Origin of the sequence: Cohnella boryungensis, from assembly GCF_042651945.1 — a bacterium.
Taxonomy (GTDB): domain Bacteria; phylum Bacillota; class Bacilli; order Paenibacillales; family Paenibacillaceae; genus Cohnella; species Cohnella boryungensis.
This window is the reverse complement of sequence record NZ_JBHSED010000014.1, coordinates 11,173-33,738: the sequence shown is the minus strand read 5'-3', so window position 1 is coordinate 33,738 and position 22,566 is coordinate 11,173. Positions and strand designations below refer to the sequence as shown.

At 49.3% G+C, this 22,566-nt stretch carries 17 protein-coding genes; 12 read left to right on the top strand and 5 right to left on the bottom strand.

What is annotated here, in order from left to right:
- The first annotated feature begins 84 nt into the window (after window positions 1-84).
- The 4 genes from ACFO1S_RS09605 (at window position 85) to ACFO1S_RS09590 (ending at window position 3,449) form a co-directional block, all read left to right on the top strand.
- Complete coding sequence (locus ACFO1S_RS09605; RefSeq protein WP_204605023.1) at window positions 85-483, top strand: SRPBCC family protein; 399 nt, start codon at window positions 85-87, stop codon at window positions 481-483.
- Between the two features lie 40 nt (window positions 484-523).
- Window positions 524-1,234, top strand: a complete 711-nt coding sequence (locus ACFO1S_RS09600; protein WP_204605022.1) for an FAD-dependent oxidoreductase — start codon at window positions 524-526, stop codon at window positions 1,232-1,234.
- A 209-nt stretch (window positions 1,235-1,443) separates the two neighbouring features.
- Window positions 1,444-1,803, top strand: a complete 360-nt coding sequence (locus tag ACFO1S_RS09595) for a BlaI/MecI/CopY family transcriptional regulator (protein ID WP_204605021.1) — start codon at window positions 1,444-1,446, stop codon at window positions 1,801-1,803.
- A gap of 8 nt (window positions 1,804-1,811) precedes the next feature.
- The gene (locus ACFO1S_RS09590) at window positions 1,812-3,449 is read left to right on the top strand and encodes a M56 family metallopeptidase (protein ID WP_204605020.1); all 1,638 of its coding nucleotides are present in this window, start codon (window positions 1,812-1,814) and stop codon (window positions 3,447-3,449) included.
- Between the two features lie 102 nt (window positions 3,450-3,551).
- Here the strand turns inward: ACFO1S_RS09590 and ACFO1S_RS09585 are convergent, their stop codons facing one another.
- Window positions 3,552-4,082 carry a YfiT family bacillithiol transferase gene (locus ACFO1S_RS09585; RefSeq protein WP_204605042.1) on the bottom strand — a complete coding sequence of 177 codons (531 nt, stop codon included), beginning with the start codon at window positions 4,080-4,082 and terminating at the stop codon, window positions 3,552-3,554.
- 137 nt (window positions 4,083-4,219) lie between these two features.
- Window positions 4,220-5,113 (bottom strand): alpha/beta fold hydrolase, encoded by an 894-nt coding sequence (locus tag ACFO1S_RS09580; RefSeq protein WP_204605019.1) that lies wholly within the window; start codon window positions 5,111-5,113, stop codon window positions 4,220-4,222.
- 265 nt (window positions 5,114-5,378) lie between these two features.
- Between ACFO1S_RS09580 and ACFO1S_RS09575 the strand changes: the two genes are divergently transcribed.
- From ACFO1S_RS09575 to ACFO1S_RS09555, 5 genes are all read left to right on the top strand, one after another.
- Window positions 5,379-8,534, top strand: coding sequence for a sensor histidine kinase (locus tag ACFO1S_RS09575; RefSeq protein ID WP_378126677.1), 3,156 nt, complete (start codon window positions 5,379-5,381; stop codon window positions 8,532-8,534).
- 67 nt (window positions 8,535-8,601) lie between these two features.
- Window positions 8,602-9,465 carry a MerR family transcriptional regulator gene (locus ACFO1S_RS09570; protein ID WP_204605017.1) on the top strand — a complete coding sequence of 288 codons (864 nt, stop codon included), beginning with the start codon at window positions 8,602-8,604 and terminating at the stop codon, window positions 9,463-9,465.
- A 51-nt stretch (window positions 9,466-9,516) separates the two neighbouring features.
- Entirely contained in the window at window positions 9,517-10,434 is a 918-nt protein-coding gene (locus ACFO1S_RS09565; RefSeq protein WP_204605016.1) for a hypothetical protein, read from the top strand.
- On the top strand, window positions 10,431-10,865 hold the full coding sequence (locus ACFO1S_RS09560) for an ABA4-like family protein (RefSeq protein ID WP_204605015.1): 435 nt from the start codon (window positions 10,431-10,433) through the stop codon (window positions 10,863-10,865). The genes ACFO1S_RS09565 and ACFO1S_RS09560 overlap by 4 nt, the downstream gene beginning before the upstream one ends.
- Before the next feature lie 61 nt (window positions 10,866-10,926).
- Complete coding sequence (locus tag ACFO1S_RS09555) at window positions 10,927-14,010, top strand: ATP-binding protein (protein WP_204605014.1); 3,084 nt, start codon at window positions 10,927-10,929, stop codon at window positions 14,008-14,010.
- Window positions 14,011-14,055: 45 nt separating this feature from the next.
- Here ACFO1S_RS09555 and ACFO1S_RS09550 read toward each other — a convergent pair whose 3' ends face one another.
- The 3 genes from ACFO1S_RS09550 to ACFO1S_RS09540 all read right to left on the bottom strand — a co-directional run bounded on the left by ACFO1S_RS09550 (window position 14,056) and on the right by ACFO1S_RS09540 (window position 16,243).
- A complete protein-coding gene (locus ACFO1S_RS09550) occupies window positions 14,056-14,535 on the bottom strand; it encodes an EVE domain-containing protein (protein ID WP_204605041.1) in 480 nt (159 codons plus the stop codon).
- Between the two features lie 99 nt (window positions 14,536-14,634).
- Entirely contained in the window at window positions 14,635-15,228 is a 594-nt protein-coding gene (locus ACFO1S_RS09545; RefSeq protein WP_204605013.1) for a DinB family protein, read from the bottom strand.
- A gap of 67 nt (window positions 15,229-15,295) precedes the next feature.
- Window positions 15,296-16,243 (bottom strand): helix-turn-helix transcriptional regulator, encoded by a 948-nt coding sequence (locus ACFO1S_RS09540; RefSeq protein ID WP_204605012.1) that lies wholly within the window; start codon window positions 16,241-16,243, stop codon window positions 15,296-15,298.
- A gap of 431 nt (window positions 16,244-16,674) precedes the next feature.
- Between ACFO1S_RS09540 and ACFO1S_RS09535 the strand changes: the two genes are divergently transcribed.
- The 3 genes from ACFO1S_RS09535 (at window position 16,675) to ACFO1S_RS09525 (ending at window position 22,549) form a co-directional block, all read left to right on the top strand.
- Window positions 16,675-17,325, top strand: a complete 651-nt coding sequence (locus ACFO1S_RS09535; RefSeq protein ID WP_204605011.1) for a TetR/AcrR family transcriptional regulator — start codon at window positions 16,675-16,677, stop codon at window positions 17,323-17,325.
- Between the two features lies 1 nt (window position 17,326).
- Window positions 17,327-18,601, top strand: a complete 1,275-nt coding sequence (locus tag ACFO1S_RS09530) for an MFS transporter (RefSeq protein ID WP_204605010.1) — start codon at window positions 17,327-17,329, stop codon at window positions 18,599-18,601.
- A gap of 624 nt (window positions 18,602-19,225) precedes the next feature.
- Window positions 19,226-22,549 carry an S-layer homology domain-containing protein gene (locus ACFO1S_RS09525; protein ID WP_204605009.1) on the top strand — a complete coding sequence of 1,108 codons (3,324 nt, stop codon included), beginning with the start codon at window positions 19,226-19,228 and terminating at the stop codon, window positions 22,547-22,549.
- The last annotated feature ends 17 nt before the right edge of the window (window positions 22,550-22,566 follow it).

Sequence of the window (22,566 nt, the reverse complement as noted above, 5' to 3'; positions counted from 1 at the left end):
ATCAGACACCTTATAGTGTCTTATCAACTGATTCGTTGCTGCAGATGAGTGCGTTTGAGCCATCTATTTAGAGGAGGATGCGGAATGAGTTTATCGCTAAACATGGATTTTCAATTCACGACATCGGTTGAGAAGCTGTGGTCGGCCCTGACCGATTCAAGCAAGCTAGCTAAGTGGATTACGGATAATGATTTTAAGCCTGTCGTCGGACATCGCTTCCAGTTCCGCCACCAACCGAACGAATATTGGAACGGCATCGTAGACAGCGAAGTTCTTATCGTGGACGAACCGGATTTGTTGTCATTCTCTTGGGTGGTCGGAGATGAGAGACATAAGGTTACGTTAACGATACAGGATCTAGGGGACGGCAAAGTGAACCTGCATCTCGAGCAAACCGGAATTTCGAATGCACAAGCGCTTGCAGGGGCTAAGTATGGTTGGATGGCATGGATCGATAAGCTTGTAATGGTGTTTGAATCCTAAATAGCTGGCGGAGACATTCGATGTTGAAGGAGATGAGATAGTGGGTTTTGTTCAAGACCATTTCATGCCTTTTTTCAAAAAGAGAGCATTGCGGTTCGTAGAAAGTTATAAGGAATCGGACGATGTATATACGTTTGTGTTTGACAAAGAGCAAGGTTTAACCTGGAAAGCAGGGCAGTATGGTCTGTTCAGCATTACACATAAGTCCATAAAAAACGGTACGCACCCATTCAGCGTATCATCTGCTCCAACAGAGAATGTGGTCAAAATTACAACACGTATCGGTAAACAACAGAGCGAGTATAAGCAATCGTTGCTGGAGCTCACACAAGGTATGAACATCACGATGCGCGGACCTGTGGGATCTTTTTATCTTAATGAGGACAGCCCGACACTCCTGATGGCAGGCGGGATCGGCATTACACCGTTTCGGTCGATTTTAAAACAAATTGAAGCAGCGCGGAGTGAAGGCGAGAAACAAATTCATCTTCTCTATATGGATGGAAATAAGGAATACTTATTTAAGGATGAGCTTGACGGCATTGCCAAGCGCACCTCTACTAGAGTAACCTATCTGGATTCAAGGGACGAATTGCATCAGGAGATACTCAAGTTCAGCAATTTATATAAGAACAAGGGTAAATACTATATTGCGGGACCGAAGTCCATGGTAGAGTCGGTTTCCAGCTATCTACAAAGCAATCAAGTATCTAAACAAAATATCAAAAAGGATGCTTTCTTCGGGGTATGATTAGGAACTATTTAATTAGAATACATCGCATTGCAGGCAAAGTGCCTCGTGCGATGTATTTTTTTACTCGAAATCAAAAGGTTTGAATTGGGGTAAACAAGGAGCGGCTTGAGCAAGCCTTCTTAAACTCACTTGACCCTGACGTTCTACTGGAGTAGAATAAAAGCATAGCATTCTATTGCAGTAGAACGATAGCGAGGTGCTTTCCTATGAGTATGAAGCTGTTCGACAGCGAGCTGAACATTATGGAGATTTTATGGCGAGAAGGGGATACGACTGCCAAGAGGATTGCAGAAATAACGAAGGAAAAAATAGGTTGGAGCAAGACAACGACCTACACCGTCATCAAGAAGTGCCTGGATAAAGGAGCGATTGAGCGGCAGGAGCCGAATTTCGTTTGCCGTGCGAGGGTGACGCAAGAGCAGGTGCAGCAGTATGAAACGACAGAGCTCATCAATAAAATGTATAATGGCGCTCCCGACAGGCTGATTGCTTCGCTTCTCGGGCAGAAACGGCTCACATCTGAGGAAATTAGCCGCCTCAAGCAGCTGATTGAGGGATTGGAATGAGGTGGGACATGTTGTTGCTTGAAATGAGTGTAGCGGCTTCCCTCTTCATTCTTGTGGTGATAGGCTTTCGCACACTGCTTCTTCATAAGGTTCCGAAAATGACCTTTATCCTTCTTTGGGGAGTTGCGTTATGGCGACTGCTTGTTCCTGTTTCCGTTCATTCGCAATTTAGTATTTATACGATAGTTAACGACCTAGGCAGAATGTTTACCGTACAAGAGAGCATTCCCCTAGCGCAAAGCTCACCCTTATCGAATGGCGGAACGGTTAATATCCCACCCCTAACCGATAGCATGATCACACCAACCGTACCACTGGAGCCGATCGCATCGACATCGCCTTTTGTACTGGCATGGCTTATTGGCTTTACGTTATGCGCTTTGTCTTTTATCATCCCGCATTTTAGGGGCCGTACTAACTATAAGATGTCACTGCCGATTGAAAATGATTTTATCCAAAAATGGCAGAAATCAAATCCTTTATGGCGAAAGGTGCAAATTCGAAGGTCAGATCAAATTTTGACTCCTCTCACCTACGGTATTTTGCGGCCTGTGATCCTCTTGCCCAAACCTATCGATTATACCGATGAAGAACAACTGGGGCTCATCCTTACCCACGAATATATTCACATCAAACGATTTGACACGCTAAAAAAGGCGTTGCTTGCCGCTGGCCTGTGTGTACATTGGTTCAACCCTGTCGTGTGGCTGATGTATTTCCTTGCCAATCGTGACATAGAGCTATCCTGCGATGAAGCGGTCATACGGACATACGGGGAGGGCATGAAGCCTGCTTATGCAAGGGCGCTTGTCCATTTGGAAGAAAGGAAAAGCGGACTGTCCCCAATCGTTAGTCATTTCTCCAAGAACTCCATTGAAGAAAGGATTATATCCATTATGAAAACCAAGAAAATCTCTAAATTGGCGATGCTGCTCGCTGTTGCGATCGTGTCCGGGACGGTTGCGGTCTTTGCGACTTCTGCTTTAGATAAAACGGAAGCGGCTCCAAGTCCCGAAGAGCCTGTGGCCCAAATTGCGCCCGCCTTATATCAAGGAGAAGCTTCTGCAGCACTCATGCCGATTGATTTAAATTTTCACAAATCGGACGTACCACAGTTGATAGGCCAGCTTATCGCTTCAAAGTATAAGGCCGTCTATATGGACAATGAGATGATTCTGCGCGTAACCAATGATAACTCAATAATGGTGAGCAAGGATCACGGGGCAGCTTGGGAAAAATACGATACGGACAATGTCGACGCCAAAGATTTTGCCGACTGGCTGCTGAGAAATGACCCCATTCCGGGCTATTCTATGAAAGAGATGCAGAGTCGGTTGGCAAACGGAGCGGAAGTGAAGCATATCCGGTTTGGAAACGGAAAGGAAATGTATGTGGTCATAGACAAGAACGGCGTACAGATCGAGCTTGTTCAATCTGAAAAAATCGCTTCTATTCTCATCGACGGACAAAGAATGATGATTACTTCCGAGAGTCTTCCGATGCGTATTTCAGAACAGATGCTAAAGTCATTTTTTGATTTGTTAGCTTCCAGCAGTATACTGACAAGTACTGAAGCAGAACAAAATTATTCGAGTAAAATACAGTATTTCAAAGAACATGATGAGATCTTTACATTAACGAATTAAAGGGAGTTACTTAAACCAATAAAGGTTCGCATTCATTAGTATTATGAGGGAAGCCGGAGGGCATGTAGCCTTCCGGCTCTTGTTCTCTCATAAGGCAAGCTGTTACTTCTTCCATCCCAAGCGTTCTCGTAAAGAAGTTACTTGGGCGATATGGTGACGCGCATGCCACGAATATCTCTGAAGGGCTACGTCTAACGTCATTTCGCCGTGTGTTGGACTAATAACCGAGCGTTTAAAGTCCAACGACTTCAAGCCGACTAATAGTGTCGCAAGCCTGGTATGCAGAGCCTCCAGAAGCATAATAGATGTTTCAACCGGCGTATCCATGTAATCGTTCAACTCTGCCCATAAGTCTTCTCGAAATGTTCCTGCAATTGGGCGATCCTCGGTTAAACCGCGTTTGAAACGAATATAGGAATTCATCCCCGCGTCGGCTAAATGATGAACAACTTGTTGAACAGTCCATCCCCCAGGTCGGTAGGGAGTTTTCAGTTGTTCTAACCCCAACCCATCCATCGCCTGACGAAACTTGTCCGTTATTTCGGCTATGGCTTCGATAAATTGTGTACGTTGTTCATCGGTAGGCTCCTGCACCGCTGCGAATTGCCCAATCGGATAACTCAATAGATCCATGATAAACTCCTTTCCATCCATCTTTACCGATCCACCATCGACTTGTCTCACAATAGTAGATATCGGCAATAAAAGCGGTGTTGGATAGTTGCACCCGGCAGAACTTCGTTTACTAGAATCCCTCACGGTATGTTCTGCTAGGGACTTACATCTCCGTGCGTTACCTTCTCAACGACCTCCTTGATCGCGGCAATGATCGCGTCCGGGCGCTCCAACTGTATAACGTGGCTGGAGTCTTCGAGGACGCGGTGCGTGCTGTTGGAGGACCAACCGGCTTCCTCGGCCTGCATGCTCGCCCAGGCCGTCTCCGCACGATTGAACTGTTCGCGCGTGAGGCCGCTTGCGGTCTGTTCGAATTCGCTGAAAGCGCTCCAAGGCTTTCCTCTGGAGAGCACGACAAGGGGCAGGTTGCCGAGGGTGCGCAATGTGCCGGCCTCGCGCAGCGAGTCCTCGAATACGGCTGCCTCCGCGAAGGCGGCTGCGAGCGATGTCGGTTGATAGGCCGTGATGGCTTCAGCCGTCCGGGACGGCAATTCCGGGACTTCGGCATCGGGAAGCACGAGCCTCGGCAAACCGGTCCACGCGATGGCCGCGAGAGCGCGAAACGCGAATGGAATCGGATCGCTCTCCGGCTCTCCAGTGGCCTGAGCGAGCCGCGCGGTCTGTTCCGGATGCGAGGCGTCGACCAGAACCATCCCGGCAACCTCTTCTCCGTAGCGCTTGGTGAACGTCATGACATATGGACCGCCCATGGACGCACCAACCAACACATAAGGCGGTCGTTCATTGGCGGCACGCAGGACTTTGTGAAGATCCTCGGCAATGGCGAGGCTGTCCCGCCGCCCCTTAGCCGGATCGCTCCACATAATGCCGGCCCGGTCATAGGAGCAAACCCGCGTGAACTGGGCGACCTGCTTCTGCACGGGTTCCCATAGCGCAGCACCGCTTGTGTCGGCACCCGCCTCAAGCACGACGAGCGGCGTGCCGCGACCCTCGCAATTCAGATGGATCTGGCGACCGTCTATGTCCACAAGCCTTCCAGGCGCCGGGAAATCCTTAGCAGCCCGGCTGCGAGCCGCCTGTTCATAGAGGACTCCGATCAAGACTAAAACAATTACCAGGATAATACCGGTGATGGCCACGCGTTTTGCCCATCGACTAAGAAATACACGCATAAGCTTTCTCCTCCCATTCATCTAGGGACAATATAAGGGTCTTGTTTGAATTGAAAATGAACGGAAGGTTACAGTTGGAGCCGACGTATTTCTCGTTTGCTTGACCTCATTTAGAAGAATTATGAGGCGAAGCGAAAGGAAACCAAATTATTCGCGTCGTATTATATTTGATACTATGATAAAAAAGAAAAAGCCCTTTTTTCAAAATCCGTTCGTCCAACTCTTTTTCTTTATATTGCTATTGCTTGTTAGCCGCACAATCTGGTATTTACATTACACCCCTCCTGAGCATCCCCAAGCGGTTAATGGCACGCTTGACATGCGAGGCTGGGATTTTGAACATTCCCGAATCGTCCCATTAAACGGTGAATGGTTATTTTACCCTGGTCAATTCGTAACCCGTGCGAATTTGCTCGAAGGAAACGGTGTCCCCTCCCGCTATATTCAAGCCCCTGGAGATTGGCGGAAGGCATTAGATTCCAAAAATGACGCTTCGTACGGATTCGGAACCTATCGACTCCAGATTCTGGTTGACGGAACTGCGACTCAGCCCTATGGATTTGAGTTCGACAATATCCTGACTGCATCCAGAGTCGAGATCAATGGCGAGGAATTGGCCCATCTCGGTGTACTAAGCGACCGTCCGCAAGATTATAAGCCGAATGTTCACTCCTATACGGTATCCTACCCTGCGAATGGCGATTATGTAATTGACTTACTCGTGCAAGTCGCCAACTTCGACAATCCTTCTTCCGGCGGTATCACATCAGCCGTCAAATTTGGTTCACAAGCTAAGATTGAAGGGGAGCGCTCCCTTACGATCAACTTGCAGCTTGTGACTTTTGTCATTTTCTTATTTCATGCCGTATATGCCCTTATCATGTTCGCAATCAATCCGCGTCAGAAAATGCTTCTCATCGCATTCCTGCTGTTTATCTGCGCCGGATTCACGATTGTAACTGTATCGGATCGTATTCTTCTGCAATGGCTGCCACTTACGTATAGCGCTCGGGTCAAGATAGGATTGTTATCGTATGTCTATTTAACCTTTTGCATTCTTGCAATGACTCTAAAGCTAGTTGGCGGTTCATGGAAATCACTTTTATTTCGCCTGTACGCCATCGTTCTTGGGTTATATACGCTCTTCCTGATTGGAGCGTCCGTTCAGGCCGTTTACAATTGGTACTCCATATTCTCGTTTCTCTATATCATTCCGTTCGCTGCGGTCTTAGTGCTGTTTGTAAAGAAAGTCCGACAGAACAGCCATGATATTCTTCTACTTATGGCTGCTACCAGTGTTGTATTTAGCGTATTTGGGGGAGTACTCCAGAGATACTTAACGACCGAGTTTTATCCGCTCGATATGCTTGCCGCTCTCGTTACCTTTTCCACCTACTGGTTCAAGAATTATTTCCGGAACGCAGAAGACAACGTAAAACTTAACGAGCGGTTACTTAGGAATGATAAGCTCAAGGATGAGTTCCTGGCGCATACCGCACATGAACTGAGGACCCCGCTTCATGGGATGGTGAGTCTTGCTCAGACGGTAATAAACGAGGAACGCCAAACCATTCGTCCGCAGAATAACGCTAACATGGAACTACTGCTTAGAATCGGTCAACGCATGTCCCAATTGATCAACGACTTACTCGATATATCGAGACTTCAGGATAAACGCATTGTACTGACGCAAGAGCGAGTCGCGCTCCAGTCTATCGTGCCCGGTGTCTTCTCGTTGCTTGGCTATTTGGCTGAAGCAAAGGGACTCAGAATGAAAATGGACGTTCCGGATACGTTTCCGTCTATTTATGCAGATGAAAAGAGACTTGTTCAAATTCTCTATAATCTGCTTCATAATGCGATCAAATTTACCGATACTGGCTCGATTACCATATCAGCCGAAGCAAATAACCGGATGGCGTCTATTCATGTCGCCGATACTGGATTAGGGATGGATAACGAGACTCAGGAGCGCATTTTCCAAGCCTATGAGCAAGGCGTTCACGGGATGGGCGGTATCGGACTCGGGCTCTCGATTTGTAAGCAGCTTACGGAGCTCCACGGCGGTCTTCTTAGCGTACATTCGAAACCGGATCAAGGGACTGTGTTCACATTCACGATTCCGTTGGCTTCGCCCGATTCCATGGCGCTTTTGGAGACGGCTGCAGCTCGGGAAGAGATTGAACCCAACGAAGGGTCGACCGCTTCAGGCTTTCCACTAGTGGCACCCTCCCTTTCGTCTGATTCGGGTTGGCATCTCCCTCAAGAGGCGTTGCCGCCCGAATCTGAAGTTCCTAAGATCTTAATCGTTGATGATGATCCTATGAATCTTAAGGTGTTGACAAGCCTCTTCCAAGCGGAACGATATTTTATCGTCCCGGCCCTATCGGGCAAAGAGGCGCTGACCAAGCTAGAAACGTCGTCCGTGGATCTTGCGATTATCGATGTCATGATGCCCCATATGTCCGGTTACGAGTTGACGAGGGAAATTCGAAAACAATTTACGGTCTCCGAGCTTCCGATCTTGCTGCTTACGGCACGCAGTCAGCCTGAGGATATTTACACCGGATTCTCATCGGGAGCCAACGACTACGTTACAAAACCTGTTGACTCTCTTGAACTAAAGTACCGGATCAGTGCGCTGGTGTCGCTAAAGCAATCCATCAATGAACGATTACGCATGGAGGCTGCCTATTTGCAAGCGCAGATCCATCCCCATTTTCTGTTCAACACACTTAATTCGCTTCTGGCACTAAGCGATATCGATACGGAAAGAATGCGAAATCTTGGTCAGGCATTTACATCCTATTTAAGAATTAGTTTTGACTACCTCAATAGCGGGAAGCTAGTTAGTCTTCCCCATGAGTTGGAGCTTGTCCAATCCTACCTATACATTGAGAAAGAACGGTTCGAGGACAGGCTGTCCGTCGTATGGGAGGTAGAACCGGATATCAATCTGCATCTGCCTCCACTCTCCATTCAGCCGCTGGTAGAGAATGCTGTTAGACATGGCCTTCTGAGTCGTAGTCTAGGCGGTACTGTTCATCTTCGGATAGCCCGCCAAGACGGCTTCACGCTCATTGAAGTGGAGGATAACGGTAGGGGTATGGAACAGCAGCAGGTTATGCAGCTGTTAAATCCAATTCGGAAGGCAACCGGGGGGATTGGAATATCAAATACGAATCGACGATTGATTCAGTTGTATGGTCAGGGTCTGTCAATCCTTAGTAATCCCGGCAAAGGAACAACTGTATCCTTTGTGATTCCGGACAATTAGTTCTCGCTATCTAGAATAAAATAAGAGCGCAGCCAAATAGGGTCGCCAGTGAAGGGAGCAGCGATTCGTGCGAAAGGATCAACTGTATTCCATTGGCCAAGCGTCGAAAATATGCAATTTAAGCATTCAGACACTTCGCTTCTACGATAAGCTCGGATTAGTCAATCCGAGCGAAACGGATAAGTTTACCGGCTACCGGTATTATTCTAATCTCGATCTCTTGCATGTCAAAGTCGTACAAGGGTTGAAATCGTTAAATTTCACGCTTGAGGAAATCGCTCACACGTTAAAAAGCAATAAGCTAAACAGCATGATGGAGATGATGGAAGCCAAGCATGCGGAAACTTTGCAGGAGGTTCGCAGGCTAGAGCAGATCACGGCGGCTATCGAACAAAGAATGGAGCAAGTGAACTATCTTCAATCGCTCAGCGATGAGTTTAAGGAGCTTGACGTTCTTGTGGAGTTGAAGCGATATCCCGACCGTTATGTTGCGTTTGATCGCGGTCGCCATGCTCGCGGCATGGAACCTTCGACCGCCCGATTTTCCGAGCTTTTTCAGAAGGTGGCCGTCAACGGCCTAATTCCTAATGGTTATATCATGTCTGTATACCATGAGAATATTATGACCTTCGACAACGATGAAGCTTCCGATATTGAAGTGTGTATTCCCGTCGAACGCGGAGAGAGTATGGCAGCCTTCACTCGGAACATCGAAGGAGGAGAATACATTACGGCACTCTACGGCGGTTTACCTAATGGAGAATCCTGCAAACGAATCTACGGTAAAACGCGCGAGTGGATGAGGACCAACGGGTATGAAGAGAGTGGTCCGGCAATAGAGCTATACTTGGTGGATATGACCCAGATGACTAAGCCTGAGGAATTTATCGTCGAGCTGCAAGTTCCCGTCATTAAACGATTGACTCTATAGTTACAATAGGGTTTATTGTGTTCTCATCCGAACGAAATAGGGGAGAATGCAATGAACTTCATATTTGAAAATAACCGTAATGCCGCCAAGGAACTGAACGGGAGGCTGTTCGCAGGCGAGCGCTTGCTCATCATGACAGGTCTACTAGGCTTTGCGCTAGCCGCAATCACTGCTCTCTATATCGGATTAAATGGAGCCGCCGTACTGCCGGAAGGGAACCTGGAAAGCGCGTTTTCGTTTAATGCCGCATTAGGGGTATTTATCCTGTCCATTGCCGCGATCTTACCGTTATCCGTCTGCGATTCTCGCAAACGGGCATTGTTCCGATGGGTATTTATGATAGGAGGTCTTTACTCATACGCAGTAGAGACGATCCAGCATTTTCGCGGCATCAATCCCCGGTACACAAAAGTCGGCACGATCGCCGATTCGATTTTCGGCTATTTATTCGGTCTGGAATCGCTTGTGATCATCGTCTTCACCGTATTGCTTGCGATCCCGTTTTTCCGAAAAGATCGACCTGTAGCCCGTCCGCTGCTTGTGCTGGGCATCCGCTATGCGTTCGTGTCAACGATGGTCGCCTTCGCCGGAGGATTATGGATGATTGCGGGGATGAGCCGCTATACAGGAGACGCCGGCAATCTAATCGTCCTTCACGGGCTAGGCTTCCATGCGCTGCAAACACTTCCGCTGCTCGGTTGGCTGCTTGAGCGGGCAAGTTCAGACGGGAAGATTGCCCGAAGGTGGATACACGCAGGCAGCCTCGCTTGGACGATATCGATCCTTCTCATCTTCATCCAAACCGCTCTCGGTCAAACGATGTTCGAACTGACTGCGCTCCCGGCTCTAACCGGCGTCATGCTGCTCGTATGGCTTGCTTTCGCCGCGCTCTCCGTTCGCAGGCTGCTTAAATCGACGGGTGGCGCACCGCTCTTTAATCTTTTGAAAGATAGAGGACTTTCACGATGATTGAAGCCTTATTTTCGATTGCTGGAATTGCGATGCTGGGCTGGCTGCTTCTGATCCTGCTGCCTAAGTGGCGCTTCACCCGGTTCCTGGCCAATACGGGAGTCTTCCACCTATACCTTGCCCTGTTGTATGCCGTCGGCATCATAACCGTCATAGCGGAGGGCGGCCTAGGATTCGTTAACGATTTCGGTTCGTCCGAAGGGGTCGTCCGACTATTATCCGATCCCGACTTCGCCCTTCTCGTGTGGCTGCATGTACTCTGCTTCGATCAGGTGATCGGCCATTACTTATACCGGGACAATATGGCACATCGTTATGTGCCGCTGCCGATACAATCGGTTCTGTTGTTCCTGATCCTCATGTTCGGTCCTTTTGGATTTTTGATCTATCTCGCTATACGGGCGTTCCGCAAAAGCCGAAAACCGAGATGACCCTGCTCGTCGAACTTCCCTTACAAAGGGAATGTTCATCAATTTTCGAATATGGATAGTTATGAAAACAAAGCGAATCTTACTTATTCTTGGCATATACCTGCTGATTTTAACTAGTATCCGTCTCGTCTGGGTCGCATGGAACTCTCCTCCGCCCCATCCCAATACCATTCAGGGTACCATCGATCTCACCACCTGGGACTATTCTTCGAACCAGGCGATTCCTTTGAATGGAGAGTGGGAGTTTTACACGAATGCATTCTATATGAATGATTACAGAAAGCTTCCATCACCGCCAAAACCTACTACTATTCAAGTGCCAAGCAACTGGGGGCAGGCATTAAATCCGGCAGGACATTCGCCGATTGGCTACGGCTCATACCGGCTTCTCATCCATATTCATGCAAACGAGAAGCAACTGCTCGGCATTCGGGTGCCGCCCATTCCAACCGCTTCCGAGCTATATATTAATGGACAATTGCTGGCTCATTCCGGAGTTCCGGGTAAGGACATCGATTCTTCCACAGCGCGCAAAGTGCCTTATTACGCCTATTTTTATCCCGACGGAGAAATCATTGAAGTTGTCATCCAAGTTGCCAATTATTATGACTATTCCAAAGGAGGCATCACTTCTCCCATCCTGATCGGCACCGGGCAAGCGATTGAGAAGAACGTATGGTACTCCCGCAGCATGCAGTTGCTTGTTTGCGCCGTCTTGTTGATACACGCCTTCTATGCTTGCCTGCTCCTGTTCATTGGCGGTCGGATTCCGGGACTATTGAGCTTCTTTATGTTGATCGTCAGCACCATTATCTCGATTCTTATCGATGATGAGCGGCTGCTACAAATCTGGTTGCCGATAAACTATAACTGGATGATCCGGCTATTCCATCTATCCTATCTTGGCATCATCTATTTTTTGTTCAAAAATGCAATGCTGCTTACGGTGAAACGCACATCATCCGGCCGTTACCGCTGGTTCGATTACATCTGCTTGCTTTATGTCGGCATTGTCTTGTTTCTACCTTTGCAACCGCTGTTCAAATTAGGATATTTCAACATTCCTTTATACCTGTTCACGGTTGTTGCCGTTCCAACCTTGGCGTTTCGCTCAGCCAAACAAGGCAATCGGGATGCGATGTTCCTGCTGATCGGAGGAATAACGATTGCCATCAACTCAATATGGGGCATCGTTAACACCTATTTCTTTCCCAATATCGGCTATTATCCGTTTGATTTAATATTTACCGTACTGGCTATAGCTGCATATTGGTTCAAACGCCATATCAACTCCACGACAGCGTTAAGGTTCCTCACCGAGAAGTTGCAGAAAGCCGACAAGCGTAAGGACGATTTTCTTGCCCATACGTCCCACGAGCTTCGCAACCCGCTTCACGGTATGCTCAATATCGCTCAGGCGGTGCTCAACGACGAAATCGCCCGGAAGGAAAGTAAGCATAAGGAAAGCTTGCTTTTACTCATATCCGTCGGTCGCCGTATGTCATTTCTGCTGAATGATTTGCTTGATATCGGTCGTCTTAAAGAAAACTCCATTCACATTCAGCCGGCTTCTGTCCGCATACAGGCGGTGGCTTCCGGCGTGATCGACATGCTGAGGTTCATGTTGGAAGGCAAACCGATTAGGTTCGAGAGCGATATTCCGGACTCGTTCCCCCCGGTGCTGGCGGACGAGAACAGACTGTCGCAAATTTTGTTTAACCTGCTGCACAACGCGGTCAAATTTACGACGGAGGGCCGTATCGGAATCGATGCCGCCATTCACGAAGGATACGCCCGCATCGCCATTTCCGATACCGGGATCGGGATGGACGAAACGATGCTGCAAAGGATCTTCCACCCGTACGAGCAAGCCAATTCGAGCGTGACTTCCCTGGGTGGCGGCATCGGGCTCGGGTTGAGCATCTGCAAGCAACTCGTCGAGCTGCAAGGCGGGAAGATTCATGCTGAATCCGAGCCGAATCGCGGATCGACCTTTATCTTCACGCTGCCGCTCGCGATGACGACGGACGCGTCGAAGCTTGACGGTCCTTCGCTAGATTTCGCGTACTTGTCCGCGAATGAAGAGATCGCAGCCACCGAGATGGCCGATATTACCGAATTGCCGGTATTCAACGAGCCGCCGTCTCCGGCCATCGACAAAATTCGCATACTCGTAGTGGACGACGATCCGGTCAACTTACGTGTGTTGACCCATATACTGGACTCCGAGCCATATATTATCGGCACAGCTATAAACGGAAACGAAGCTATTGCACTGTTGGATACTGTCAAATGGGACATTATGATCATCGATGTCATGATGCCCGGTATGTCCGGTTACGAGCTGACCCGGCGAGTCCGGCAGCGCTATTCCCTAGCTGAGCTCCCCGTGCTATTACTTACAGCGCGCAGTCAGCCGGAGGATATTCATTCCGGCTTCCTCGCGGGGGCCAACGACTACATTATTAAGCCAACGAACACGCTGGAGCTAAAATCGAGAATTCGAGCACTTACCGATCTGACGATTGCTGTCCGCGATCGAATGTACATTGAGGCAGCGTGGCTGCAAGCGCAAATCAAGCCGCATTTTTTCTTCAACACACTGAACTCCATCGTCGCGCTCAGCGAGATCGATACGGATCGTATGCGCAAGCTTGCGGATGCATTCAGCTTATATTTGCACGCCAGCTTCGACTTCAAGAACTCGGACAAACTCGTGTCCTTGAGGAGCGAGTTGGAGCTGGTCCAAGCCTATTTGTCGATTGAGAAGGAACGGTTTGAGGAACGCCTTCAGGTGCAGTTGGACGTAAAAGCATCCTTGGAGATGCTCATCCCGCCTCTGTCCATTCAGCCGCTGGTCGAGAACGCGGCGCGGCACGGGATTTTGAGACGGCAGCGCGGAGGGAAAATCATCATCCGTATTGCCGAGTACGAGCACAGCGCGGAGGTGCATGTAGAAGACGATGGCGTTGGAATGGACAAAACGACCGTGCAGCGCATTCTTGAACGCAGGTCCGATCCGGGTCGGCAAGGGATCGGGCTGATTAATACCGACCAGCGACTGAAGCAGCTTTACGGACAAGGGCTGCATATTAAGAGCAGACTTAACGAAGGAACAATCGTTTCGTTCCAGATATTGAAGTAGCTTCTGCCCACAATCACGGGTTGTTCGTGGGAACCGGCTCCGTTGTCATCCGAAGTCCGCATGCATCGCTTCCGCGATGGTCAAGAAATCTTCACGGCCGATCTCGAAGTGGCCGGTACGGAACGGGTACCCCCAATTCCGCTTGCCGCGGGTGATGCAAAGCCTGTCAAGCAAGTCCACGATCCTCGCTTCCCGGCAGGGAACGTACTCGATGTTCCGGCGGAAGGGTACAAACGTCGCGGACATCGCATACTCGTATACACAATCGTCTGCCACTCTGCCGACAGCCGTGAATGCTTGCATCGGCTCCCCGCCTCCCATCTCTGTGCGAGGAGAATAGTACACAAGCCAATCCCCCGGCTGCATCCTGCGCAGCGGCGCAGATTTGCCGTGACACATCTGGGCGAAGCCGCCCCGAACCCCTAGCTGCACGTGCAACGCCGAGACGACGCCGATCCAATAGCGCGGCTTTCCACTTTCCGGATCGCCATCCCCGTCGCTCGGGAATGAACATTCACCCGGCAGGCTCAGCTTTGGCCAGGAGTAGACGGACTCACCCGCTCCCTCTCTATGTCGTTTAGAAAAGCGTCGGCATTTCGATTCTTTCCAGCACCTTGCCTGACCTCACACATGCACCGCCCTCCAGGCGTCATCCAGACGCTTCCTCTGCCGCAAATGATGGCGATAGTGCATTTCGATCAGTTGGAACCATTCGAGCGCATTCAACCCGCCAAGTCGCGGATGGCCAACCGTATTTCGCACAGGCTCGAAAGCCGTATCCTTTCCTGGGTCCGATATTGCTTGGGAAGCCGGATCAAACGCCGCCATCGCCGGTTCGATCTCGGTCATCCGACGAACCGTATCGCGCAGCCCATCCACGAGTTGTTCCTTACTTTCCGGTTGCGGCGGTGTGTATTGAGGCGATGGAGGAACCTGGATGCGATCGGGCGGAAAGCTTCCCGCCCTGAACACTTCCTCCCCCTGCTTAGTCTTTCCTGTCGAAGAAACCGTCGGATTGCCGTTCGGCGCGAGACACAGCGCGACATTCCGCAAATGCATGAACTGTGCGGAATGGATCAAATGCACATGCATCTGACCAAGCGACCATTCGTCTTCTGCGGGCTTCCACAAAAGCTGCTCAAGGCTGAAGCCCTCCAATTCCCGAATATAGCCACTGACCAACTCCTTGAACTTATGCAACGTTTCCTTCGTATCCATTACCGAATCCAACTCCTTCTTGCTTAGGCTGGCTTCAGCATACAACAAGGCTACTGACACCGGTCTGTCAGTAGTGTTCAAGCATCTTTTCAATTTCCTCACGCATTCGTTCCCGCAGCGATTCCGGCTCCAGCACCCGCACCGCTGCGCCCCAACCAAGCGCCCATCCAAGCAGCTCCTCGATCCGCCGGACGCGGAACGTTGCCAGCCAGCCTTCCTTCCCTCGTTCGAACGATTCCATATAGAAGTTGTCCGCTTCCTGAATCCGGTCCGCGACCGCCGGATCGACCAGCATTCGCACGATCACATTCCGATCGTCCGCAGACCGGTGATCCTGAAGACGAAACCCAGGAAGGACGTCAAACGATTCTTTCAGTATGACGAGCTCATTCATGCGGGATAACCGAAAGTGCCGAAGGTCGCGCCTCAGTCCGCAGAACGCGACAAGCACCCACGCCCCCTGAGAAAAAACGAGCCCGTAAGGATCAGCCGTGCGCTCGCTGTGACGATTACCGTCCGGTTCCGGCATGTTTTTGGAATAGCGAAAATGAATCCTGCGCTTCTGTAGAATCGCTCGGCGTAGCTGCTCGAACGTTTCTTTTTCCTGCCCGCGCGTTCTCGCCGCCCTTTCGTTCAGAAGCCGGATCACCGACCGCGCCCGAGCTGTCTCCTCGCGCACGTTCTCCGGTAAAATCGCCTCGATCTTCTCCTGCGAGCTGCGGGCCTTCGCGCCATATTCAGCGTCTAGCCTCAATTCGACGAAATCCGCCCCGATCAGCAGCGACACCGCTTCCTCCGCCGTGAAGCTGACCGGAGGGAGGAAGTAGCCCTCCATCAGGGAGTAACCTACACCTGGCGCGCCCGCCACAGGAACACCCGCCTCGCTAAGCGCTTGCATGTCACGATAAATCGTGCGGACACTCGTCTCGAACCGGGCAGCCAAATCCTCGGCACGCAGCACGCCTTTACGCTGTAACTCGATGACGATGGCTAACATCCGATCGGTTTTGTTCACAACCATCCTCTTCCTTTCCCTCACGTGCAACAGCGGAGCCGGGACAATGATTACCCCCATCTTCAAAGGACATACCCGGCACATATTCCCAATCTTTATACCTGACCCGGGAGCTAAGATCAAGCCTTTATAACATATACGAAAGGTCATCGAAGTATCGGGGGCCCAATTGTGGTGACTCAACCAGCGTTTCCTGTTAGCTATTCTTGGATTTTAATTCATGAACTCCCGAATCACAGTTTCCATTCATTCAGCCTCCCGGTTCACGGTATCATACACACTATTTGTACACTCGCCTAGGTTCTATTTAACCATTCACTATCGTATCGTTTCAATTTTTTATCGGGCTGACGGACCTGTCTTGACAGGTTAGAAAAACATGTTATTATATAACCGACAGACAGTCGGTCGGTGAAGAAGGAGGCTTAATCGTGAGGACTGTAAAAGAAGCGGAGGAACGCAGGAACGAAATCCTGGACGCGGCGGATGAGCTTTTCGGTCAGAAGGGGTTTGACGGTACAAGTACCAACGATATTCTTGCAAAGGTCGGGATTGCCCGGGGCACCTTGTATCACCACTTCAAGTCGAAGGAAGATATTATGGATGCGTTAATTGAGCGATATAATGTTTGTCTTCTAGGCAAGGCCCAGGAAATGGCTGCAGACACAAGCATCCCGCTGGTCGAGCGCTTGATCCGCGTCGTTAAGGCATTGAACATAAGCGGCGGAAGCAGCAAGGACATGATGGAGCATATTCACAAACCGCAGAATGCGCTTATGCATCAGAAGATACAAAAAGTCGTCATCCAAGGCGTTCCGCCCATACTGACCGGAATCATCCGCGAGGGTATGGAAGAAGGGCTGTTCAACACACCGTTCCCGTACGAATGCATGGAAATGGTCGTGATCTATGCGACTGCCGTCTTTGATGATGACAGGGTGGTAATGACGGACGAGGAGCGTGCTTCGCGAATGCCGGCTTTTATTTGCAACATTGAAAGGCTGCTCGGGGCAGATAGCGGCAGTCTGATGGAGGCTATGCAGCAGATGCTCGGTAAAGGGAAAGGGCAAAGTGGTGATTAATATGGAACAATCCTTCCGTAAATTTCTTCTGCTATGGACAGGACAATTTGTTTCCTCAATTGGAGGCGGGCTCACGTCATTCGGGCTTGGGATTTATGTTTTCCAGCAGACGGGAAAGGCATCGGCCATGGCGCTTGTAACCTTGCTTTCGTTTATGCCGTCGCTTCTTCTCAGCTCCTTCGCAGGAGTGCTCGCTGACCGCTATGACCGCAGATTGTTAATGGTGTTAGGCGACAGTCTTTCCGCGATAGGAATCCTGTTCATCCTCTTTAGCATGCTTCAGGGGGAAGCCCAGCTATGGCAGATTTGCGTAGGTGTTACCATAAGCTCGATCTTCTCATCGCTGCTCGACCCCGCGTATAAAGCTACGGTTACGGACTTGCTCTCCAAGGAGCAGTATACGAAGGCCAGCGGCCTAGTCCAAGTGGCGGGCTCGGCCAAATTTCTGATTTCTCCTGTTATTGCGGGATTATTGCTCACTGTTTCAGATATCAAGCTGCTGCTTATCATCGATATTTGCACCGCTTTTGTCACCGTTGCGACTACTTTTGCCGTACGCAGCGGACTTGCTTCCAAGGCTTACGAACAAACGACATCTTTCATCCATGAATTCAAAGACGGCTGGAGTGCCGTCTCGCATAATAAGGGCGTTCTTGTTCTTGTGATCATGACATCGGTGCTGACCTTTTTCCTCGGAATTATTGAAACACTTTCCATGCCGATGCTGCTTGCATTTACGGACAGTGCTGCGGTAGGAACGATGATTACCGTAATCGCTACGGGAATGCTTGTATCCAGTGCAATCATAGGATTTATTCCAATCAAAAAAGGGTATGTGAACATGCTCGCGATATCGTTGTTTGGCGTGGGGGTGTTTATGGCGGGATTCGGATTTCGTGAAAATATGATCTTGATCGGTATTTCAGGATTTCTGTTTTTTGCCATGATGCCATTTGCAAACGTAAGTCTGGATTTTCTTGTCCGTACCAACATAGATAATTCCGTCCAGGGCAGGGCATGGGCACTGATCGGGGTTATTTCCCAGCTTGGATTTGTTGCGGCCTACACGCTTTCCGGTGTGCTGGCGGATTACGTGTTCACTCCATTATTCGTGGACGGGGGACTGCTTGTGAACAATGTAGGAAAGATTATCGGGACGGGAAGCGGCAGAGGGGCGGGATTTCTCATTATCATCGCAGGAATGCTGTTATGCGTAACTTCAATTATTCTGTACAACTTAAAATCGGTTAGAAAATTGGAGTGCCGGGGTGAATGATGATAAGTTGTTCCTGACAGAGCTTTCACCCATAGCCCAGTTGAAAGCAAATAAAAAATAAAACTTGTAATAAGAAATAGTAATAGCTTCGGTGTGTTAAGAATATCTTTCCACCCCCCACTTATTATATGGGGAAATATTTTGGAATGTGGGGCGTGTGGATTTAAGAGCCTCTAAACCTTTGGGTTTAGGGGTTTTTGTTATGTTCAAAGGGTACAATTCGATCCATTAATCTCCAAGCTTTTTTCGCCGTCACTTGTGATAAGGCTCAGCTTAACGGCGAAATGCAACGCGTGCTTGCCGCGGTGTGACAGCGCCTAGAAATCATCCCATCACAGAAATTCAATTCCCAGATAATACAATTTGTAATATGACATAATTGATGACAAACCTCACTATGTGGCTAAGGAAAAATGTTCTATCATTTCTGCAGTAGGAAAGCTCATCCACGTAAATTCGTGAGACAAGTTTGCTTCAGTTTGCTTTATTATGGTTATGGCGAAATTCTCTTTAGATGCTCAGATAGAGGCGAAGTTCCGTCCATAGGCGACGGGATATTGCAGTTGAGCTCAGAAAATGCTATTTCGTTCAACGGATTAGAATAGAAAGGATGATATTAGAACGATGATGATAGACAGGATTCGTCACAGGAGAATTTTGTTTCATTTCATACTCGTCATGTCGCTGCTGCTGAACGCAGTCCCGGCTGTTTCCGCAAATGGAGAAAGCGATTTTATGCCATGGCTTCCTAATAAACACTACACTTTTGATCGTCCAGTCGATTCAACGATAGACAACGGAGGAAATGTATACATTGCAGATTCAATAAACAATCGAATTGTTAAGGTAGATCGTAATGGAATGTACCTTAACGATTGGGGGGGCTACGGCAGTGGAGAAGGCATGTTTAATTTTCCTAGCGGGATCGCCATGGATAGCAATGGCAATGTTTACGTAGCGGATCGCGGCAATAACCGGATTCAAAAATTTGATTCGAATGGAATTTATCTTGCCGAGTGGGGAGCGTATGGCACCGGTAATGGACAGTTCCGCGCTCCGGTTAATTTAGCGATTGACTACAACGGCAATATTTATGTAGCGGATAGGGATAACTATCGGATTCAAATATTGGATCCCAATGGGAACTTTCTCGCCAAATGGGGAAGCTATGGCACCGGTAATGGGCAGTTCAATTTGATTTACGGCATTGCGATCGACCAGACCGGTAATGTATATACAGCAGAGAGTGAAAACCATCGAGTACAAAAATTCGCTTCGGACGGCACCTATATTACGCAATGGGGAAGCATGGGCACCGGTAATGGGCAGTTTAGATATCCCTTTTCAATCGAATCGGACAGTAGCGGCCATGTTTATGTAGCGGATGCCCAAAATAATCGAATTCAGAAGTTTGATTCGAATGGCGTCTATATAGACCAATGGGGAAGCTATGGCACCGGCATCGGACAATTAAATTTCCCCAATAGTGTAACAGTAGATCCCAACGGCAACATCTATGTAACAGAAGCTTTGAACAACCGATTGCAAAGATTTGATTTGAATGGACAGTCCCTCGCCGTCCAGAACAGTACCAGCGGGATTGTCCGGTTTAACGATCCTAGTGGAATTGCGTTCGATAGCAATGGTAGTGTCTATGTTATCGAGGGGGGAAGCCATCGAATCCAAAAATTCGATTCTAGCGGAGCTTTTCTCGGCGGCTGGGGCAGCAGAGGAAATGGGAATGGTCAGTTTGATCACCCAACCCGTGCAGCGATTGACAGCGCAGGCCATGTCTACGTAACGGATACCGGCAACCATCGCATTCAGAAATTTAATGCGGATGGAACCTATATTGGTCAATGGGGAGGACAGGGCTCCGGAGATGGCCTGTTCGTTGCCCCTAAAGGCATAGCGGTTAATACGAATGGAGATATCTATGTGGTAGATAGCGGCAACCACCGTATTCAAAAATTCGATGCCGCCGGAAACTATGTAAGTCAATGGGGAAGTCAAGGCGGAGGTAATGGCCAGTTCGAGTCTCCATCCGGAGTAGCGATCGATAGCAACGATCATCTCTATGTCACGGATAGCGGCAATCATCGCATTCAGAAATTCGATGGAGATGGCAGCTTTCTTGGTCAATGGGGTACCCTTGGCCATAATAACGGTCAATTGGATCATCCTCAAGGCATTGCAATCGACAGTCAGGGTCAAGTCTACGTAACTGATAGCAATAATGACCGGATTCAGAGCTTCAACGTTGACGGAGCTTATGTTGACCAGTGGGGCAGATCAGGTAACGGAGATGGTCAGTTTAACAATCCGACAGATATAGCCATTGATCCAAGCGGCAAAGTTAATGTTGTAGATACAGGCAACCAACGAATTCAATGGAAAGCAGAGCCAGCGATTACACCTCCGATTGGGTTTTATGATAAAAATGCGGATAGTGCGCAAAATCGAGATATAGAGTTCACGCTGAGTTCGAACGGTTATATGTTGTCGGATGTTCGGAATGACACCGTGTCCTTAATCAAAGGATTGGATTACGAGCTTACAGGCAGCACGGTAATTGTGTACTCGAGCTATTTGACGACATTGCCTATCGGGCAGACCGTGCTTACATTCGATTTTGGTTCCTTATCCTCACTGTCGGTAACCATTCAAATTAGCGATTCAACACCTGTGCCCGGGGCGCCGCTGCTGCAACCAGCGGTTCCTGGCGATGGGCAAGCGAGTCTAACATGGAGACCCGCAGCGGGTGCTGTAAACTATCATATCTATCAAAGCTCGGCGCCTTCTGTAAGCGGAACCAAGGTTGCGACGGTGGTCGGTGCTGTATATGACTATACAGCAACAGGACTGACAAATGGGACAACCTATTACTTCACGATTCAAGGAGAAAACCATCAAGGAACAAGTCCTTTCTCCAATCTCATAAGCGCGACTCCATTCACGTTGCCGGATGAGCCTACTAATGTTCTGGCGGTGGGGGGCGATAGCCAAGCGACGGTTACCTTCAATGCCCCGGCGTTTGACGGTGGCAGTCCCCTTACCGGGTACGAGGTGATCGCCAATCCTGGCGGATTGACCGCTGCCGCAACGACAAGCCCCTTCACATTCCGGGGCTTAACCAACGGGATCGCTTACACATTCACCGTGAAAGCGATCAATGCTGGAGGCAGCGGCACGGAATCGGCGCCTTCGAATGCGATAATGCCGAGGTCGACGCTAACACCAACGCCGACACCAACGCCAGCGCCGAGGCCAACACCGACGCCGACACCAACGCCGGAGGCATCCAAGCCGGGAATTTTCAAATCAGATATAATCGATCTGGAGAAGTTGACTTACGAGATTAAAGAAAAGCTTCAATCGGCAGCCTCTGTTCAATCGTTTACGGATATTTCGAACAACTGGGCGATTGCTTCAATCAATAAGCTAGTCAAGCTTGATGCGATACAAGGGTACCCCGATAGAAGCTTTAAACCGAATCAAGTGATTACAAGAGCGGAGTTTGCAGCCATGCTGGCAAGATTGCTGATCATTGACGTTAAGCATGCTGGCGAGGCCAAGTTTTCTGATGTACAGCGGCACTGGGCCAAGGATGCGATCGAAGCGTTAGCGCATTATGGAATTGTGACAGGCGGTGGAGACGGCAGCTTCAAGCCGGATGAGGCGATTACAAGGGAAGACATGGTTGTCATGATTGTCAGGCTGTTAAACGTAGAAGTTCTTCCACAATCAGACAGCGTGGATTTTATCGATTTTACATGGAACTATGCGACGAAATCAATTGAAGCCGCGCAGAGGGCAAGAATTGTAACCGGCTATGCGGACCAAACCTTTAAGCCTAAAGGTCTGACGACCCGCGCAGAGACGGCGACGATTCTGATCCGGTTACTGGCGCTGGATGCCTCTCTGAAGGAAATGTTGGAGCATGAATAGGCGAATACCGCGGAAGG

Excerpts from the sequence above, each read along its gene's own strand:
- ACFO1S_RS09605 (WP_204605023.1), top strand. The coding sequence starts at position 85 with ATGAGTTTATCGCTAAACATGGATTTTCAATTCACGACATCGGTTGAG.
- ACFO1S_RS09595 (WP_204605021.1), top strand. The coding sequence starts at position 1,444 with ATGAGTATGAAGCTGTTCGACAGCGAGCTGAACATTATGGAGATTTTA.
- ACFO1S_RS09590 (WP_204605020.1), top strand. The coding sequence starts at position 1,812 with ATGTTGTTGCTTGAAATGAGTGTAGCGGCTTCCCTCTTCATTCTTGTG.
- ACFO1S_RS09585 (WP_204605042.1), bottom strand. The coding sequence starts at position 4,082 with ATGGATCTATTGAGTTATCCGATTGGGCAATTCGCAGCGGTGCAGGAG.
- ACFO1S_RS09575 (WP_378126677.1), top strand. The coding sequence starts at position 5,379 with ATGAGGCGAAGCGAAAGGAAACCAAATTATTCGCGTCGTATTATATTT.
- ACFO1S_RS09565 (WP_204605016.1), top strand. The coding sequence starts at position 9,517 with ATGAACTTCATATTTGAAAATAACCGTAATGCCGCCAAGGAACTGAAC.
- ACFO1S_RS09560 (WP_204605015.1), top strand. The coding sequence starts at position 10,431 with ATGATTGAAGCCTTATTTTCGATTGCTGGAATTGCGATGCTGGGCTGG.
- ACFO1S_RS09555 (WP_204605014.1), top strand. The coding sequence starts at position 10,927 with ATGAAAACAAAGCGAATCTTACTTATTCTTGGCATATACCTGCTGATT.
- ACFO1S_RS09545 (WP_204605013.1), bottom strand. The coding sequence starts at position 15,228 with ATGGATACGAAGGAAACGTTGCATAAGTTCAAGGAGTTGGTCAGTGGC.
- ACFO1S_RS09530 (WP_204605010.1), top strand. The coding sequence starts at position 17,327 with ATGGAACAATCCTTCCGTAAATTTCTTCTGCTATGGACAGGACAATTT.
- ACFO1S_RS09525 (WP_204605009.1), top strand. The coding sequence starts at position 19,226 with ATGATGATAGACAGGATTCGTCACAGGAGAATTTTGTTTCATTTCATA.